At 74.2% G+C, this 16,332-nt stretch carries 13 protein-coding genes; 5 read left to right on the top strand and 8 right to left on the bottom strand.

Translation table 11 applies throughout. The features are described from left to right. Window positions 1–33: 33 nt before the first annotated feature. The 3 genes from ACU6P3_RS26740 to ACU6P3_RS26730 form a co-directional block, all read right to left on the bottom strand. Window positions 34–471, bottom strand: a complete 438-nt coding sequence (locus ACU6P3_RS26740) for a hypothetical protein (protein WP_447194447.1) — start codon at window positions 469–471, stop codon at window positions 34–36. 327 nt (window positions 472–798) lie between these two features. Further along, window positions 799–1,491: an HAD family hydrolase gene (locus ACU6P3_RS26735; RefSeq protein ID WP_352087948.1), complete on the bottom strand. Its 693-nt coding sequence runs from the start codon at window positions 1,489–1,491 to the stop codon at window positions 799–801. Window positions 1,492–1,686: 195 nt separating this feature from the next. Next, window positions 1,687–2,661 carry a ScbA/BarX family gamma-butyrolactone biosynthesis protein gene (locus ACU6P3_RS26730; protein ID WP_447194446.1) on the bottom strand — a complete coding sequence of 325 codons (975 nt, stop codon included), beginning with the start codon at window positions 2,659–2,661 and terminating at the stop codon, window positions 1,687–1,689. A gap of 115 nt (window positions 2,662–2,776) precedes the next feature. Here ACU6P3_RS26730 and ACU6P3_RS26725 point away from each other — a divergent pair, with 115 nt between their 5' ends. Continuing rightward, window positions 2,777–3,484 carry a ScbR family autoregulator-binding transcription factor gene (locus tag ACU6P3_RS26725; protein WP_447194445.1) on the top strand — a complete coding sequence of 236 codons (708 nt, stop codon included), beginning with the start codon at window positions 2,777–2,779 and terminating at the stop codon, window positions 3,482–3,484. 61 nt (window positions 3,485–3,545) lie between these two features. Here ACU6P3_RS26725 and ACU6P3_RS26720 read toward each other — a convergent pair whose 3' ends face one another. Further along, on the bottom strand, window positions 3,546–5,246 hold the full coding sequence (locus tag ACU6P3_RS26720) for a hydrogenase maturation protein (protein ID WP_447194444.1): 1,701 nt from the start codon (window positions 5,244–5,246) through the stop codon (window positions 3,546–3,548). A 392-nt stretch (window positions 5,247–5,638) separates the two neighbouring features. Between ACU6P3_RS26720 and ACU6P3_RS26715 the strand changes: the two genes are divergently transcribed. Further along, window positions 5,639–6,823: a cytochrome P450 gene (locus ACU6P3_RS26715; protein ID WP_447194443.1), complete on the top strand. Its 1,185-nt coding sequence runs from the start codon at window positions 5,639–5,641 to the stop codon at window positions 6,821–6,823. 272 nt (window positions 6,824–7,095) lie between these two features. Here the strand turns inward: ACU6P3_RS26715 and ACU6P3_RS26710 are convergent, their stop codons facing one another. Both ACU6P3_RS26710 and ACU6P3_RS26705 read right to left on the bottom strand, forming a co-directional pair. Beyond that, window positions 7,096–10,431, bottom strand: a complete 3,336-nt coding sequence (locus ACU6P3_RS26710; RefSeq protein ID WP_447194442.1) for an amino acid adenylation domain-containing protein — start codon at window positions 10,429–10,431, stop codon at window positions 7,096–7,098. A gap of 35 nt (window positions 10,432–10,466) precedes the next feature. Further along, window positions 10,467–10,925: a pyridoxamine 5'-phosphate oxidase family protein gene (locus ACU6P3_RS26705; protein WP_447194441.1), complete on the bottom strand. Its 459-nt coding sequence runs from the start codon at window positions 10,923–10,925 to the stop codon at window positions 10,467–10,469. A gap of 253 nt (window positions 10,926–11,178) precedes the next feature. Between ACU6P3_RS26705 and ACU6P3_RS26700 the strand changes: the two genes are divergently transcribed. Continuing rightward, window positions 11,179–11,886, top strand: coding sequence for an LOG family protein (locus ACU6P3_RS26700; RefSeq protein WP_447194440.1), 708 nt, complete (start codon window positions 11,179–11,181; stop codon window positions 11,884–11,886). Window positions 11,887–12,798: 912 nt separating this feature from the next. Here the strand turns inward: ACU6P3_RS26700 and ACU6P3_RS26695 are convergent. After that, on the bottom strand, window positions 12,799–13,821 hold the full coding sequence (locus ACU6P3_RS26695; protein WP_447194439.1) for an ArsR/SmtB family transcription factor: 1,023 nt from the start codon (window positions 13,819–13,821) through the stop codon (window positions 12,799–12,801). A gap of 345 nt (window positions 13,822–14,166) precedes the next feature. Here ACU6P3_RS26695 and ACU6P3_RS26690 point away from each other — a divergent pair, with 345 nt between their 5' ends. Further along, window positions 14,167–14,511: a hypothetical protein gene (locus ACU6P3_RS26690; protein ID WP_447194438.1), complete on the top strand. Its 345-nt coding sequence runs from the start codon at window positions 14,167–14,169 to the stop codon at window positions 14,509–14,511. A gap of 144 nt (window positions 14,512–14,655) precedes the next feature. Continuing rightward, window positions 14,656–15,471 carry an AfsR/SARP family transcriptional regulator gene (locus ACU6P3_RS26685; protein WP_344281675.1) on the top strand — a complete coding sequence of 272 codons (816 nt, stop codon included), beginning with the start codon at window positions 14,656–14,658 and terminating at the stop codon, window positions 15,469–15,471. Here the strand turns inward: ACU6P3_RS26685 and ACU6P3_RS26680 are convergent. Beyond that, on the bottom strand, window positions 15,440–16,321 hold the full coding sequence (locus ACU6P3_RS26680) for a 4'-phosphopantetheinyl transferase superfamily protein (protein ID WP_447194437.1): 882 nt from the start codon (window positions 16,319–16,321) through the stop codon (window positions 15,440–15,442). The two genes, ACU6P3_RS26685 and ACU6P3_RS26680, sit on opposite strands and share 32 nt — an antisense overlap. Window positions 16,322–16,332: the final 11 nt, after the last annotated feature.

The raw sequence follows: 16,332 nt of genomic DNA, 5'->3' as shown, positions 1-16,332 counted from the left end.
GCGCGCCGCGACCACCACGGGAAGGGAAGCCCCCTAACCTCGGTGGCCGGGCCATCGGGGGAACCGGGAACCACGGCGGCCGGGCGGCGGCGGAGAACCGCGGGGCGAGGACGGACGAGGAGGAGACGGGGTCGGCCCTGGGGGCCGGACCCCGGGCCGGCCCCCGGGCGGGGTGTCCGTGGGCGGGTGCAGCCCTTCCTTGTCGTAGCGGGTGGCGGCGACGGCCTCCACCAGTTGTTCGTCGGTGAAGCCCTCGGAGCCGGGTATCTGGGGGACGAAGCCGACCAGGACCCCGTCCTCGACGACCTCCGCCCGCAGCCCCAGGGACTCGTCCGTGTCCCAGACGGCCTCGCCGCCCTCCATGAGCACGACCTGTATCCCGAACTGGTACACCCCGAGGTGGGCCGTGTGCGCCATGACGCCCCGGGTCCGCAGCGCCGCCACGAGTCGGCCGGCCCGTTCCTCATCCATTCGACGGCCTCCCCGGTGTCCGAGACGGCCGGGACACGGCCGTCTTCAGGCGGATATGAGCCATGGCATTCATGGTAGGCCGACACGCCGACGGCGCGCCTTCCCGTCGCTCACGCACGGCCGCCCGCCCCGCGGCCCCGCGTCACCGGCCGCCGCGTCAGCGGCCCTTTGTGTCACCTTGTGCCACCGGCCCTTGGTTCACGGCCCACCGGAGCCGGGCCGTACGGGTCCGCTCGTGGACGGCCGTACGACCCGGTCCCGGCGACGCCCGGCCGCGGGGCCGCGCTTCCCTCCCGGGCCCCTCCCCAGCGCGGCCGGGCGCCCCTTTCAGCCCGACGCCTGCGCCGGGATGCGGGCGCCCGCCCAGTCCCGTACCTCCGGCTCGGCCAGCGAGCGGACCCACAGGTCCACCAGTTCCAGCGTGGGCTCCCCGGGCCGCGGTCCTACGCCCAGGACCCGCAGGCCCGCCCGCTGCGCGGCCAGGATCCCGACGTGCGAGTCCTCCACCGCCAGGGTCTCGGCCGGATCGGCGCCGCACAGCCGCGCGGCCGTGAGGTAGACGTCCGGCTGCGGCTTGGGCCGGATCTCGTCGTCGGGCACCACGATGTGCGCGAAGTGCGAGCGCAGCCCCGCCGTGCCGAGGCAGGACTCCACCACTTCCCTCGGGCAGTTGCTGGCGACGGCCAGCGGTGCGAACGTGGCCGCGTCCGCGACGAGTTCGCACGCGCCGGGCATGGTCACGGGAGCGCCGGTGACGAGGTCGACGAAGTGCGCGAGCAGCTTGCCGGTCATCTCGGCGGTGAGTTCCGGGCGGCCCGCCTCGGTGGCCATGAGGCGCCCGCACTCGGTGTAGTGGAGCCCCTTGGCCCGCTCCGCGAACGTCGGCGCCGGGGTGGATCCGTACTCGTCGAGGACGCGGACACGCGCGTCCTGCCAGTGGATTTCGGTGTCCATGAGAGTGCCGTCGCAGTCGAAAACAACGGCCGCGGGAGTCCAGGAAAGGATGCGTCGGTCTGTCATCCGCTTTGCTTTCTGTTCAGCGAGCCCGGAAAGCGGCAGCGCCGGCCGGCGCGACGACGCGGAGCAGTGCGGGCACGTGGGTTACCCGCTGACGAGCGGGCGCGGTTCCGGGCGGGCACGGCCCTTTGCCGAAGGCCGGTTCCCGTGACCCAAGAACATAACGATCGCTACGTTAGAGAATCCGACTCTCGGTAGTCAAGGATTCACATTAAGTGTCTCTATCTGATTATTCAGGTTTTCATACCGCAGAACACCGAAAGCTTTCTGTTGCCCGTCCTGGAGAAATCGGAAGACGCAGGCCGTGTCGCGCGGAACGCACAGGACGCGTGCGGGCGGCCGGTATTCGACGAACCGCGCGGCGGTCAGCCGGCCCGCGGTCGGGCGCAGCAGGACGCCACCGCTTTCGAACGCCGCAGCCTGGCGGGCGGCTTCCAGCAGGACCATGCCCGGCACATGGTCGGTGGGGTGGTCGAAGAAGAACGGATGGTGCGGGTCCACGGGCTCCACCAGGACCGGGTGCCCGCCGGCCCGGCCTCCGTCCGTCCGGATCACGAGGTCGCGCGGCCCGGCCGCCCCCACGCGGCGCGGATCGGGGCGGACGCCGCCGTCGGACCGGGCCGGGAGGGGCGCCGCGCCGTGCGCCCGCCCCTCCCGTACGGCCTCGTACCGCACGGGGTCCAGGAACCGCGCGCCGCCCCCGGCCCGGGCGAAGAGCACCCCGCCGGCCAGGCAGGAGACGTGCAGCCGCAGCCCGAAGACCGTCCCGTCGGAAGCCCGGCGCACCTCGCTCGCCCGTACGAGACAGGTGACTCCGGTCGCGCCGGATTCCGCGCGCGGTTCGGTCATCGGGTCGATGGCGTACCGCAGATCGGTGATGAGCGCGTGCGCGTCCGCCGAGACCGCGAGGTAGCGCAGCGGAATGTAGATGCCGAGCTGACGCAGTGTCTCCACGACCATCAGCGGGCTGTGCCGCCCGTCGCCGTCCCGCGGAAAGGTGGGGTGGGACCGGGGCCAGCAGGCTGCGGCCACGTACCGGCCGTCCGCCAGCCGCCGGACATCGGTGAGCAGCACCTCCGCCACGGAGGTACGGTGCACCAGCTCGCGGGCGACGGTGCGTGACCACGACAGCGGCCGGATTCCCTCGACGGGACCACCCACCGATATCTTCATGCGACAAGAACACCGCAATTCCGCGGGAAGCGCACCCCCGGACGCGTCCGTCAGCCCCCGGCGAAAAGCGCTACATTGCGCTCTGTCATGACGGGCGGTCATTCATCGACCGGGGATGTGCGGGGGTATCCACGTGCGGGTTCGGGCTGAGCAGGTTCGTGCGAAAACGACGCGCAGGTTTCTCCTGGAGACGGCGGCACGTCTGTTCGACGAACGGGGGTATGCGGGGACCAGCATCAGCGATATCAGCGCACGGTCGGGACGTACCAGTGGCGCCATCTACTTCCACTACGCGAGCAAGGAGAATCTCGCCCTGGCGATCGTGGAGGAACATTTCGCGACCTGGCCCGCGCTGATCGACCGCTACCGCGCCACCGGGCACCCGGCGCTGGAAAGGCTCGTGGCCCTGAGCTTCGAGGTCGCCCGGGCCTTCCGCGACGATGTGATCATCCGGGCCGGCTCCCGCCTCTGGAGCGAGCGCAGGGCCATCGACGCCGCGCTGCCACGCCCCTTCGTCGGCTGGCTGGAGACGGTCGCCGAGCTGCTGACGGAGGCACGCGCGGAGGGCGACCTCGCGCCCGGGGTGCGTCCGCAGGTCGCCGCGTACGGACTGGTGTGCGCGTTCTTCGGGCTGCACACCGTCTCCGACGCCCTGGAGGGCCGCCGGCAGATCGAGGAGGAACTGCACGATCTGTGGGGGCTGCTGCTGCCCGCGCTCCAGAAGGACCCCGATCCCGCCGCGCTGCTCACGCGGGTGTGCGGACGCAGCGGCGGCTCGTGCTGCGGGGAACCGGCGAACGGCGCGCGGGCGATGTTCTCCTGACCCGCCGTCTCCCCCGGCCCGTCGCGGCTGGTCCCTCGCCCCCTGCCCCGGAGCCGGGCCGTCAGGCCCCCAGGTGCGGCGGCGCGGTCCGTACGGGCCGCTCACGGACGAATGCGGCGCGCAGCGCGTGGTACGGCTCGCCCCGCCCGAAGAAGTTCTTGTGCGCCAGCTCCAGTTCCTCCACCCGGTAGGCGGCGAGCGGCTTGACCGCCTCGTCGCGGTCCCGCGCGGCCTTCTTCGCCGCGATCCGCTCCTGCACGTCAGCCGTCGCGGCGAGCGTCCGCGCCTGCCGGACGGTCTCCGCCGCGAACTCCCCCGGCGCGACGCCCAGGACCCGGTCCACCAGCCCGATCCGCCTCGCCATGGCCGGGGTCACGGGGATGGCGCGCTGGGTGAGGCGTACGGCCGCCGGCCGCCCCACCCGGCGCGGCAGGCTGTACGTCCAGTACTCCGAGCCGTGCAGCCCCATCCACCGGTAGTGCGGGTTGAGCAGCGAACCGCCCCGGCACCAGACCTCGTCCGCCGCCATCGCCAGCATCGCGCCGCCCGCCGCCGCGTTGCCCCCGATCGCCGCCACCACGAGCCGGTCCGTGGTGGTCAGGATCCGCTCCACCAGGTCGTGCATCGCGTTGACGTTGGCCCAGGACTCCTTGGCGGGGTCGGCCGCGGCCTCGATCACACGCAGGTGCAGCCCGCCCGCGAACACGTCCCGGCCGCCGCCCAGTACGAGCACCGACGTCGGACGTGACCGCGCGTAGTGGTAGGCGGAGGAGAGCCGTCGGCAGTGGTCGGTGCTCATCGCACCGCCGGGGAAGGCGAACCGCAGGAAGCCCACCGGGCCGTCCTCCGCGTAGCGGATGTCGCTCCAGGTCCGCCGGTGCTCCGGCAGATGCAGCGGCGCGGGCACCTCGGGCAGGCCGGCGAGGGCGTCCGGCCGGGCGCCCAGCGCCAGGGTCGCGGGGAGCCTGAGGGGCAGGGGCCCGCCCGCGCGGCGCCCGCCCCGCAGTTCGGGGATCCATACGGCGCCGTCCACGGTCGCGCGGCAGACGGCGCCGGCGCGTGTGGCCAGCAACGCCCCAGGCTCGCCGCGCAGTTCGTCCTCCGGGTGGCCGCCGTGCAGGAACCATTCCTCGCCGCACAGCGTGTCCAGTACCCCCGGCCGGGAATCCGCCGCCCGCAGCTTCCTCACCACCGTGACCGTCGTGTCCTTCCGCCAGTCGACACGTCGTACCCGCTGGTCCAGGTACGGCCGAGGGCGGTCGGGCGCACCCTGTGGCCCGGCGGGCCCAGGGCTCGGCGGGTGGCCGCCCGACGTACGGACGTCGATGGCGCGCAGCACGGCCGTCAGCGCGGCGTCGGAGATCTCGTTGCGGTACAGGTCGCTCTTGCCGGCCGGCGGCAGCGGGCAGGGGACGAAGGCCCGGACCGGGCCGCGGTCCATCTCCTCCTCGGCCTGGCGCACGGTCACCCCCCAGGTGGTACGTCCCTCGTGGATCGCCCAGTCCAGGCTGGAGGGGCCGCGGTCGCCCGGCGGGCCGGGGTGCACGATCAGGCAGGTGTGCGCCGAGCGGACGTCCCGGGGGATGTCGGCCCTGAGCATCGGGGCGATGATCAGCTCCGGCGCGTGCCGGCGTACCGCGTCGCGCAGGGGATCGTCCCCGACCGCGAGATGGACGTCGAGGCTGTGGCCCCGGTCGGCCAGTTCGGCGTAGACGCGCTGCGTCAGGCTGTTGAAGGCGCTCGCGAGGAGCAGGATCCGCATGTCGGCCTCCCGGACCCGCCGTGCCCCCGGTGATGTGGAACAGGGGAATGGGAAGTGGAGAAGGCGCGCTTCGGGAAGAAGGCGAACTCGGGACGAGCACGTACTTCGGGGAGCGGGGCACGGCAAAGAACCATCGTGTCCTCGGGGGCACCGGTCATGGCGGGGACTCGCCCCGCGTTCCCCCGTCCGGGCGATGGACCGCGGTATGCCGATGACGTGCCCGGGCACCCCCGGGCGTGGGAAAGGACCACTCCTGTGGGTGGTCTTCCCCGTCCTCGCCCCCCGTCGCGCGAGTAATGCGGCTATCACGGGAGGGCCTGGGCCAGGCCATGTCAGAGCGTGTCGCGAAAGTCCCGTTCCGAGCCGCTTCGACGTTCCGAGGAGAGACGTGTATGCCCCGTGCCGGTGAACTCCCCCACTACCCGTTCGGTTTCCGCGGCGACGAGCTGGCGGACGCGTTACGGGGCTTCCTCGCCGACGCCCCGGTCACCCGTGTGGTGACCAACGGCGGCTGGCCGGCCTGGCTGGTGACCGGGTACGCCGCGGCCCGCGAGGCCCTGAAGGATCCCCTGCTCAGCCGGAGCAGGGCCGCGGATCCCGCGATGCCGCGGGAGGAGAAGGAGCCGCCGCCGCTCACGGTCGTCGGCACGATGCACATGCTGCGCGGGGCCGGGCTGCGGGAAGAGGCCGTCAAGGGCATGGGGCCCAGACAGCCTCACGTGTCCCTGGAACGGGTGCGCGAGATCGCCGACACCCTGCTCGCGCGGATGCTCGCCCGGGGCGAACCCGCCGATCTGGTGGCCGACTTCGCGCTGCCCTGGGCCGCCGAGGTCACCTGCGAGCTGCTGGGCCTGCCGGTGCGCGACGCCCCGGAACTGGCCGGCTGGTTCGGCCTGCTGGCCACGGGAAGGGCGATGGAGGAGCATCTGTTCGACGACTGGACGAAGGCGATGCACCACTTCGAGGAGCGGATGGCCGTCATCGGCACGGACGGGCTCCTCGGCCGCCTGGTCGCGCTGAACCGCTCCTCCGACCGCCCGCTCGGCCATGACGACCTCGTCGAGATCGCGGTGTTCCTCTTCCTCTCCGGGCTCGGCAACCCGGCGGCCTTCCTGGCGCTGTGCGCGCTCGTGCTGGCGCGTGACCACGAACTGGCCGCCCGGCTTCGCCGGGAGCCGGAGGCCCTGCCCCGGGCACTGGAGGAGCTGTACCGGTGGTCGGTGATGCTGGGGGACTCCATCACGCGGGTCGCCGCGGCGGAGACCGTGGTCGGCGGAGTCACCGTGCGGGCCGGGGAGTTGGTACTGATCTCGACCGACGCCGCCAACCGTGACCCGGCGGTCTTCGACCACCCCGAACGCCTGGACATCGACCGCCCGCCGGTGCCGCACCTGCGGTTCGGCCGAGGACGGCACTTCTGCCCGGCCGCCGCGCTCAACCGGGCCCAGACCGAGGAAGCCGTACGGGCGCTGCTCGACGCGCTGCCCGGGCTGCGGCTCGCGGTCGCTCCGGAGGAGATCCGCTGGCGCGAGGACCACGCGGTGCTGCTGCCGGAGGCCGTTCCGGTGCGCTGGTGACGGTCCCGGTACGGCCCCGGGCGCCCCGCTCCCGACCGCCCCGGTCCCGGAACACGGCGCCCGGGGCCGGGGCACGGGTGGTACGGCCCGGGGCCCCGAACCGTCCCGGCGGGTACGGTCGCGAAGCCGGTGCGGCAGGGGCCGGGCCCGTACGGCACGAGCCGGCCCCGTACGGCACCGGTCAGGCCCGTACCGCACACGAGCCGGGCCGGGCGGCGGCGTGGTCGCTCCGCCCGGCCCCCGGTCCCCCGGCCCGCGGCGCCGCGCACCGGCTATCCCGTGGACGCCCCCGCGGTCTCCGGCTCCGCCGAACCCACCGACTCCACCGACTCCGCCAGGACCTGCACGGCCCGAGCGGCCTCCCGTGACACGGCGTCCGTGGCCGGTCCCGGGCGGGGCATGTAGCCCGAGGTGAAGAAGAACTCCAGATAGCGGTCCAGGAGCGCGGTGTCGACCGGCGGGCACTCGAAGCCGCTGCCCGCCAGGGCCGCTTCCGTGTTGCGGCGGCTCAGCCGGGGGAAGATGTCCTCCAGATAGAGCTCCTTGACCGAGATGTCCCCCTTGTTCACCCGGTCCACGCACAGCGACACGAACGGCGCTGTGGGGCTGGTCGGGTTCGCGGCGACATGGCGCACCAGCTCGCTCACCCACTCCTCGTACGGCAGCATCGTCATCTCGCAGCCCGCCGCGCGCATCCGGGCCAGCACGTCGCCCAGGACGGCCGGGCGCGGGTTGGTGTGGTGGTAGACGCGGCCGGTCGCCGGGTGCCGGGTGGCGATGTGCACGACGGACTCGGCGACATGGTCGACCGGCACGAAGTCCATGGGCAGCGCGATGTCGGGGGCCAGGCCCGTCTCCGCGATGGTCTTGAACAGCGAGCAGATGGCGGTCTCCGTGTTGCAGGCGCCGTGCAGCCGGTCGCCCGTCACCTCGTACGGCCGGTGGACGGCGACCGGCAGTCCCTGCCGGGCGGCCCGGCCGAGCAGGCCCTCGGCGACCCACTTGCTCTCCGCGTACCCCATGGTGAGGCGGTCCGCGTGGGCCAGCGGGACGTCCTCGTCCACCTCCCGGCGGCCCTCCGCGCCGAACCCCGCGAGGACGGCCACGGTGGACAGGAAGTGGACCGGCACCCGCCGGGGGGCGGCCAGCCTGACGATCTCCCGGGTGCCGTCCACGTTGGCGGCCCGCAACGCCGTGTAGGGGTAGAGGAAGTTGACCTGGGCGCCGTTGTGGATCACGAGGTCCAGGCAGCCCGCCAGCTCGGCGGTGTGCTCCGGGCTCAGTCCGAGCCGGGGCGCGGCGAGGTCGCCGGGGAAGCAGACCAGCCGTCGCCGCGCGGCCTCGTCCGCGTGCAGCCCGTAGCGGGTGAGCGCGGCCAGCACACGCCGCTCGGCGTGGGCGGGACCCGAGGCCCGGACCGGGCAGTGGATCCGCGCCGTCGTCTCCCGCAGCAGCCGGTCCAGCAGGAAGGCGCCGACGAATCCGCTGGCGCCGGTGAGCAGGACGTCCGCGGGGTCTCCCGGGCGCGGCTCTGGCCCTTCGGCGGGCGGCAGCGTGAAGCCCAGCTCGGTCTCGCGCTCGAAGTCGATGTCCGCGCCCGGGCCCCCCGCCCCCGTCCGGCCCGCGCCCGCGCCGCCGCCCCGGTGCGCGCCGACGGCCGCCGCGTACCCCTCCAGCGTGGGATCGGTCAGCAGCGCCCGGACGAGGGTGCTGCCGAGGGAGGCGTCCAGGCCGAGCAACGCCAGCGTACGGGTGACCACTTCGGCGGCCAGCAGGGAGTCGCCGCCGATGTGGAAGAAGTTGTCCGAGGGGGCGGGGCGGACGCGCAGCACGAGCTGCCACACCTCGGCGAGCGCGTCGAGCACTCCCGTGATCTTTCCGGCGGGCGTGGTCCGTGCCGCCGTCTTCGCCGTCCCGGAGCCCTGGACGGATCCGTCGGCCGGGGTCGCCCCCGCCGCCCCGGCGGGGTCCGGCCCTGCCGCCGTCTCGGCCAGCAGGCGTTTGCGGTCGACCTTGCCGCCGCTGGTCACCGGGAACCGGTCGCGGGGCACCAGGGTCGGCACCGCCTGGGCGGGCAGCCACTGCACGCAGTACCGCCGCAGCTCGTCCACCGGCACCGTGCCCCCGGGGCGCGCCGGGGTGAGGTAGGCGGTGAGGGCGTCGGCGCGCAGTTCGACCACTGCCTCGCCGACCTCGTCGTGGCAGCGCAGCCGGGCCTCCACCTCGTCCAGTTCGATGCGCTGGCCGCGCACCTTGACCTGGCGGTCCAGCCGGCCCCGGTAGACGAGCAGTCCGTCCTCCGTGCGGACGACCCGGTCGCCGGTCCGGTAGAGCCGGCCGCCCGGCTCGTGCGGGGCGTCGACGAAACGCCGGGCCGTCAGCTCGGGGTCCCCGATGTACTCCAGCGCCAGGCCGTCGCCGCCGACGTACAGCTCGCCCTCCTCGCCCGGTGCGGCGGGGCCGCCGTCCGCGCGCAGCACATGGCAGGTGGAGGCGGCGAAGGGCCGGCCGATGGGGACCGACTCCTCGTCGCCGGTGAGCTTCGGCAGGACGTGGGCGGTGGAGACGACGCTGTTCTCGGTGGGCCCGTAGAAGTTCACCAGGGTCGTGTGCGGGCACGCCTCCTGGACGGCCCTGGCCAGGGCGGGGTCCATCGCCTCGCCGCCGGCGGAGGCGAACCGCAGCGGTTCGAGGGCCGCGGGGCGGGTCCTGGCCACATGGTGGAAGACGCTGGTGGTGAGGTAGGCGACGGTCACGCCCTGGGCCCGGAAGCGGTCTTCCAGGGCGGCCGGGGAGAGCAGTTCGGCGCGGTCCACCAGCACCAGGCAGGCGCCGCCGAGCAGGGCGCTCCAGATCTCGATCGTGGAGGCGTCGGAGGAGAGTCCGTAGCCGTGCAGCACCCCGTCGCCCGGTCCGGGCGGGGTCAGTTCCGCGTCGGCCAGGACCAGTTGGGCGACGCCCCGGTGCGGGATGGCGACGGGCTTGGGCCGGCCGGTGGAGCCGGAGGTGAACATCACGTACGCGCGGTCGGCCGCGCGCGCGGCCGGCAGCGCCGTACCGGCCGGGGGCCAGGGCACGGCCGCCCGCTCGTCCGCCCCGGACGGACGGCCCGGGGAGGCGTCGGCCCCGGACGCGCCGGCCGCGACGGGGTCGACCCCGATCAGGGTGCGCAGGCCGCGGATGCGGCGAGTGCCGCCGGGCAGGACGACGGCGGTGTGCACGCCCGCGTCCTCGGCCATGGCCCGCAGCCGGGCCGGCGGGTGGTCCTCGTCGAGGGGGACGTAGGCGCAGCCGGCCTTCAGGACGCCGAGGAAGGCGACCAGCGCCTCCAGGGAGCGGCTGCCGCACACTCCCACGACGGATCCCGGTGCCACGTGCGCGGCGAGCAGCCGTGCGGCGAGGCGGTCGGACAGGGCACCGAGTTCGCCGTAGGTCAGGACGGTGTCCCCGTACCGGGCCGCGGGCGCCTCGGGCGCGGACCGGGCCCGGTCCTCGAACAGCTCGGGCAGGCTGCGGTCGCGCGGATAGACGCGCGGGGGCGGGCCGGGGAGCCGGGAGCGGGTGGACAGGCCCGTGCGGATGTCCGGGCGGGGGAGCGTATTGCTCATGCGGAGAATGCCTTCCGGCAAGTGGGAGGGGCGGATCAGCGGTTGCCGTCGGAACCGGCGAACTCGGCGGCGAAGGCCGCGAAATCGGCCGTGCGCCAGCGCTCAGGACGCATCCGGAGCGTGACGTCCTCGGTGAGCTGATGGGCGGTCGCCGTCAGGTAGTCCCGAGCGTCGTCGGACTCCAGGTAGCGGTGGGCCGTGGCCTCGCGCTCGGCCGCGTCCGCCGGGTCGGCGACCGAGACGACCGGGCCCTCCACGCTGACGTACCGGTACGGCGCCGTCTCGTCCTGCACGCAGAGGCTGAACCGGCCGGTCTCCTCGACCAACCGGGTCTTGACCGCCGACCGGGCGGTCTGCACGACCACGTCGCCGCCGGGCTCGTACCGGTACCAGACGGGCACGAGCAACGGCGCGCTCTCGCCCCGGGTGTCCGTGACCCCCAGGACGCCGACATGGACGTCGGCCAGGAACCGCTCCCGCGCGTCCCGTTGCATGGCAGGCACCATCGGCAAGCCTCCGCATCTCGTAGACAAACGTCTTGCCGATACCGGTATGCCCTGACCAAACTCAGAAGATCCGGGAATTAACTCTTTCGGGTGTTTAAAGCTATTAAATCCCTTATGCAGCAAGACAAGAGGAGCGGGCGGCCCGGCCCAGCAGAGGCGATCTCACTTACTGTATTCATTCGAGTACGCATGGCAGCCGAATGAACAGGAGCCGGATGTGACACAGGTGGCGGACGCGTCCATGCCAACAGCGTGTGCCGAGTCGGGCGTGGCGAGGGTCGGGGTGTTCTGCGGGGCCCGGCCGGGTGCCCGGCCCCAGCACCTCGAACTGGCCGCCGAGTTCGGCGGGGCGCTCGCACGGCGCGGGTCGGGGCTCGTCTACGGCGCGGGCGGGGTCGGCATCATGGGCGCCGTCGCGGACGCCGCGCTGGAGGCGGGGGCCCCGGTCACGGGGGTGATCCCCCGGCAGCTGTACGAGCGGGAGCGGCCGGACGAGTCGCGCGCCGAGGTGATCGTCGTGGAGACCATGCACCAACGCAAGGCGCTGATGTACCGGCTGGCGGTCGGTTTCGCGGTGCTGCCCGGCGGCTTCGGCACGCTGGACGAGCTGCTGGAGGTGGCGACCTGGAACCAGCTGGGCATCCACCGCAAGCCGCTCGTCCTCGTCAACCGGGGCGGTTTCTTCGACCCGCTGCTCACCCTGCTGGACAACATGGTCGCCGACGGGTTCATCAGCCCGGACGAGCGCGTCGTCATCCAGGTCGCCTCCGAGGTGGAGGAGGCGCTGGACCGCCTGGTCGATCCGGCGGAGGGCTACGAGCCGTCGGAGGCGCCGGGCGACGCGCCGAACGCGCCGGTCTCCTCGATCGTCCCGCCGAGTTCGGCCCGGACCTCCTCCATGGCCGCGCGCGGCTCCGCCGAGAGCACCCAGCGCTTGCCCACGAGGTAGATCCCGCCGTACGCCTGCGCGTAGGTGAGCCAGTCCTCCTGGCCCTTGTCCGTGTCGAAGGTGAGCATCACGTACTGGCCGCTGTCCGTCCGGCACACGCCTTGCCGGTAGTCGAGCGTCTTGCCGCGCTCCTCGGGCTCGCAGCCGACGACCTCCGCCAGCTTCTCCATGCTCGCGGGCTTCGGGGACTCGGCGGCATCGTCCGACTCGGGCCCGGCGGAGGGGGACCCGGCGGGGGCCCCGGAAGCGGACGCCGGCGCGGAGGCGGACGCCGCCCCCTTGGGCGTGTCATCCGAGGTCCCGCCGCAGCCCGTCAGCACCGAGGCGACGGCCAGGGCCGCGATCGCGGCCGTGTGGCGACGGACATGACGGGTCATCGGCGCGCTCCTGATCCCACGGGTGTACGGCTCCGCCCCGTCGTACGTACGGGAGGGGCCGCGCGTTCACCGGTGCCGGTGGGGATCCCCCGCGCCCGGACCACGCGGCCGGCCGCGCACGGCGAGGGCCGTACGGTTCCGCCGTCCGGCCGTTCCGGCCGCTCCGCCGTCCGTGACGCGCCGGGCGGGCTCCGTCCGAGCCTCCGTGACAGGTGGGCGGCGCCGGCGCCGCGTCAGGTCACCGACGAGTCCGCGCGGCGGGCCAGGAGCGGCGCGGCGTCGCCGCGCCGTACCCCCGTCCGGCGCGGCGACGCCTCCCCCGTTCCCCCGTTCCCCCGTTGCCCCGTCGCCGCCCGTTTCCCCCGTGTGGCCTGGGGCCCACCGTCGAGCGGGTGCGGGTCACGCTGGGCCCGTCCGCTCGACGCTCGAACACTGTCGCGCGTGCGGGCCGCCGGATCCAGGGTTTGCCCCCAGACGCAATGCCCCTGGCCGGGCCCGCGTCCCCATCGACCGGCCGGTCCGGTCCGGTCCGGCGTCAGCCGGGCAACTCGCCGTTGAGCAGGGCTATGCCGAGCGGGGTGATCCGGTGCCGTACGGATCCGCCGTACCGCTCGCTCGCGACCAGCCCGGCGTCCCTGAGCACGCTGGTCTGGCGGCTGACGACCGGTGCGGCGACCCCGACCCGCCGGGCGAGGTCCGTCGTGGTCCCCTCCACCGCGCAGGCCTCCAGGACCGTGGCCCTGGTCCTGCCGAGCAGCGCGACGACGGGGTCCACCCGGGCCGCGTCCTCCCCCGCGTACGCCTCGTCGTCCAGGCCGGAGAAGTCGGGTGTCAGCCGGCCCTCCAGCCGTGGCGACAGGGGGTAGACGAGGACGGGCGGCAGGTCGGTGTCCAGCAACGTGATGGGCTGGATACGGCAGAAGTACGACGGCACGAGCACCAGGCCACGGCCGCCGAGGTGGATGTCCTGGTCGGTGTAGACGGGCAGTTGGAGCACCGGGGCCTGCCACTCGGCCCTCGGGTGCAGCTCGGCCAGCAGCCGGTCCACGCCGCCGCCGAGCAGGGCCTGCGCCCGCCGGGCGCGATCCGCCTCGGTCTGGGCCCGGATGGCGCCGGCGTACGGCGCGAGGGCCAGGCGGTGATACGTCCTCAGCGCCTCCCCGAGGCGGCGCAGCGCGGCGGGCTCGCCGTCCCCGAGCGCCCGCGTCCAGGCGGTGGGCGGGCTCTCCTCCGCCAGGTTCGAGAACTCCGTCCGCAGCCGGGCGCGGGGCGTGGACAGCACCCGGTCCAGGCCGGCCTCGAAGCCCTCCTCCGCCCGGCCGGGGGTCAGGAAGTCCGGCGAATAGCCCCAGGGGCGGGCCAGTTCGGTCAGCAGCCGCACGGACGTCGAGCGCGCCGCCGGTATGCGTAACCGGCGGCGCCACTCCGCGAACGCCAGGGAGTCGGCACCGCGCTCCTGCACCGCGTGCAGGCCCAGCAGCACCTCCCAGAGCGGATCGACTCCGTCGGCCACGGTGACCTTGCGCAGGTCCTCGCCCGTGAAGTGGATGCGCAGCACGGCCGTCACCGCCCCCCGGGACGTCGGTCCGGTCGGGCTTGTCGGGCGTGTCGGAGCGACGGGTCCCGCGGGTCCCGTGCGTCCGGAACGTCGGTGGTCGGACACGGACGTCTCATGGCACTCTCCTCGCTCGGTGCGCGGTGGGCCTGGAGGCCGGGGGCCGGGGGGCCGGTCGTGCGATTCTCGTACGGCTCGGGGGTGAAATACACGGCGCACGCGCCGGATGACCGGTGTCGCACGGGCACATGGCCTCGGGCCCGGCCGCCCCGGCCGTCCCCGCCTGCCGGACGACGGCGCGCACCGGCCGCCCCCCCGTGGAACCCCCGACCTGTTCAGGAGTACCGAATGCCGAAGAACCGTCGTACGCGGCCGTCCCTCTCCCGCGGCGCCGCGCTGTGCTGCCTGCTGGCCGCGGGGCTCGGCGCGGCGGGCGCCGCGCCGGCCCTGGCCGATGACGTCCCCGTGGTGGTGACGGGGAAGTGGGCGACGGGCGCGCCGTCCGAGGCCACCTGCCCGAAGGGCACCGAACTGGTCGGCGGTGGCTACGAGTCGGAGCCCACGGCCCGGCCCGACGGAGCGCCGGCCGGCCCGGTCGACATGAACGCGCCGTCCTCGCGCGTCCCGAACACCTGGGTGGTCCGGATGTACACCGGCAGCGCGCGGGCATACGCACTGTGCGAGAGGGACTGATCACGGACCGCTGTGAAAAACGCATACCCCGGCATGCGCAGTTCACGGGGGAACTCGTGCCGGACGCTCTGGGAACCGTGTGGCACTCGATGCCAGGCTCCGGGTCATGCCCCGCCGCTGGGCCTCGTAGAACGGAGACAACCGGTGCAGACACGGGTCCTGGGTCCGCTCGCCATCGACTACAACGGCATGTCCATCGTCCCGACCGCCAACAAGCCCAAGCAGATACTCGCCCTGCTCGCCCTCCGCCCCGGGCACGCCGTGCCGGTCGGGGCCCTGATCGAGGAGGTCTGGGGGGACGCCGTACCACGCAGTGCGGCCACCACCCTGCAGACGTACATCCTGCAACTGCGCCGGCGGATCGCCGCCGCCCTCGGCGCCGACGGCGAGCGGGGCGGCCCGTCGCCCAAGGACGTCCTGGCCACGGCGTACGGCGGCTACCGCCTCGTGGCCCCCAGCCAGGGTCATGACCTGGCCGAGTTCCAGGACCTGTCCACCCGTGGGATCCGGGCACTGGAGACGGGTGACGCGCACGCGGCGTCCACGCTGCTCGGTACGGCGCTGGCGCTGTGGCGCGGCGCGGCGCTCGCGGACGTGCCCAAGGGGCCCGCCCTCGAACTCGAGGTGATCGGCATGGAGGAGGCCCGGCTGACCGTGCTCGAACAGCGCATCGAGGCGGATCTGCGGCTGGGGCGGCACAGTTCCCTGCTCCCCGAGCTGCGCATGCTCAGCGCCCGCCACCCGCTCAACGAGAACCTGTGCGCGCAGTTGATGACCGCGCTCTACCGGGCGGGCAGCCCGTGGCGCGCCCTGGAGGAGTTCCGGCGGCTGCGCGGGCGGCTGAACGGGGAGCTCGGTGTCGAGCCGACCCCGGGGCTGCAGCGGCTGCACCTGGCGGTGCTCAACGGCGACCCGTCCCTGGAGGCCGTCACGAGGACCCCGCTGCGGAGCGCGAGCTGAGCCGCCGGCCGGCGGCGGTGTTCCCGGCCCGGCCGGCGGCGGTGTCGCCGGGCCGGTCCGCGAGCGCGGGCGCGGGCACGGGTACGGGTGCGGGTGCGGTACGTGCCGGTGCCACGGGCGTCCGCGCCGCCGTCGCGTGGGCGTTGGTCAGGTGGGCCGCGCTCACGTGGTACGAGGTGCCGGCACCACCGGCACCACCATCGACGTATACGCGGACCTCCCGCGTGGTGAACGACCAGCCGCGCGGTCCGCTCGGCGAGGGCCCGCCGATCGTGTCGAAACCGATGCCGCGCAGGGACATCCGCAGTCCGGTGCCCAGCGCCTTGACGTACGCCTCCTTCAGCGTCCACAGGCGCAGCACGGCGTCCGCGTGGTCCCGCGCGGGCAGTCCCGCGAGGTGGAGCAGCTCGCCGGGGGCGCACACCCGGCCGGCCAGCTCCGGTCCGGTGGGCCGCCCGGCCCGTTCCGTGTCCACCCCCACCGGACCGAGCGCGCTGACCGCGACGGCGAGCAGCCCCCCGGTGTGGCTGAGGCTGATGCCGATGTCCGGCCGGTCCGGCAGCACGGGCCGGCCGAGCGGGGTGCGCGCGAGCCGTACGCCGGTCCACGGGACGGCGAGGAGCGTGCCGACCGTGTGGCGGAGCAGCCGGCGGGAGGCGAGGAAGCGGCCGCGCGCGGCGGCGCTGCGCTGGGCGCGCACGCGGGCGGTCTCCTCAGCCGACAGGGCGGTGAGCGCGTCGGTCGCCCATGCCTCGGCCGCGCCGTACACCACCACGCGGCCGGCCCCGGCCCAGGCGTCCTGGACCGGGCCCCAGGGCCCGGCGGGGGTGACCCGCCGGTACGGGATCACTGCCGTCTCCC

The organism is Streptomyces hebeiensis (genome assembly GCF_052983195.1).
This window is presented reverse-complemented; position numbering and strand designations above follow the sequence as displayed.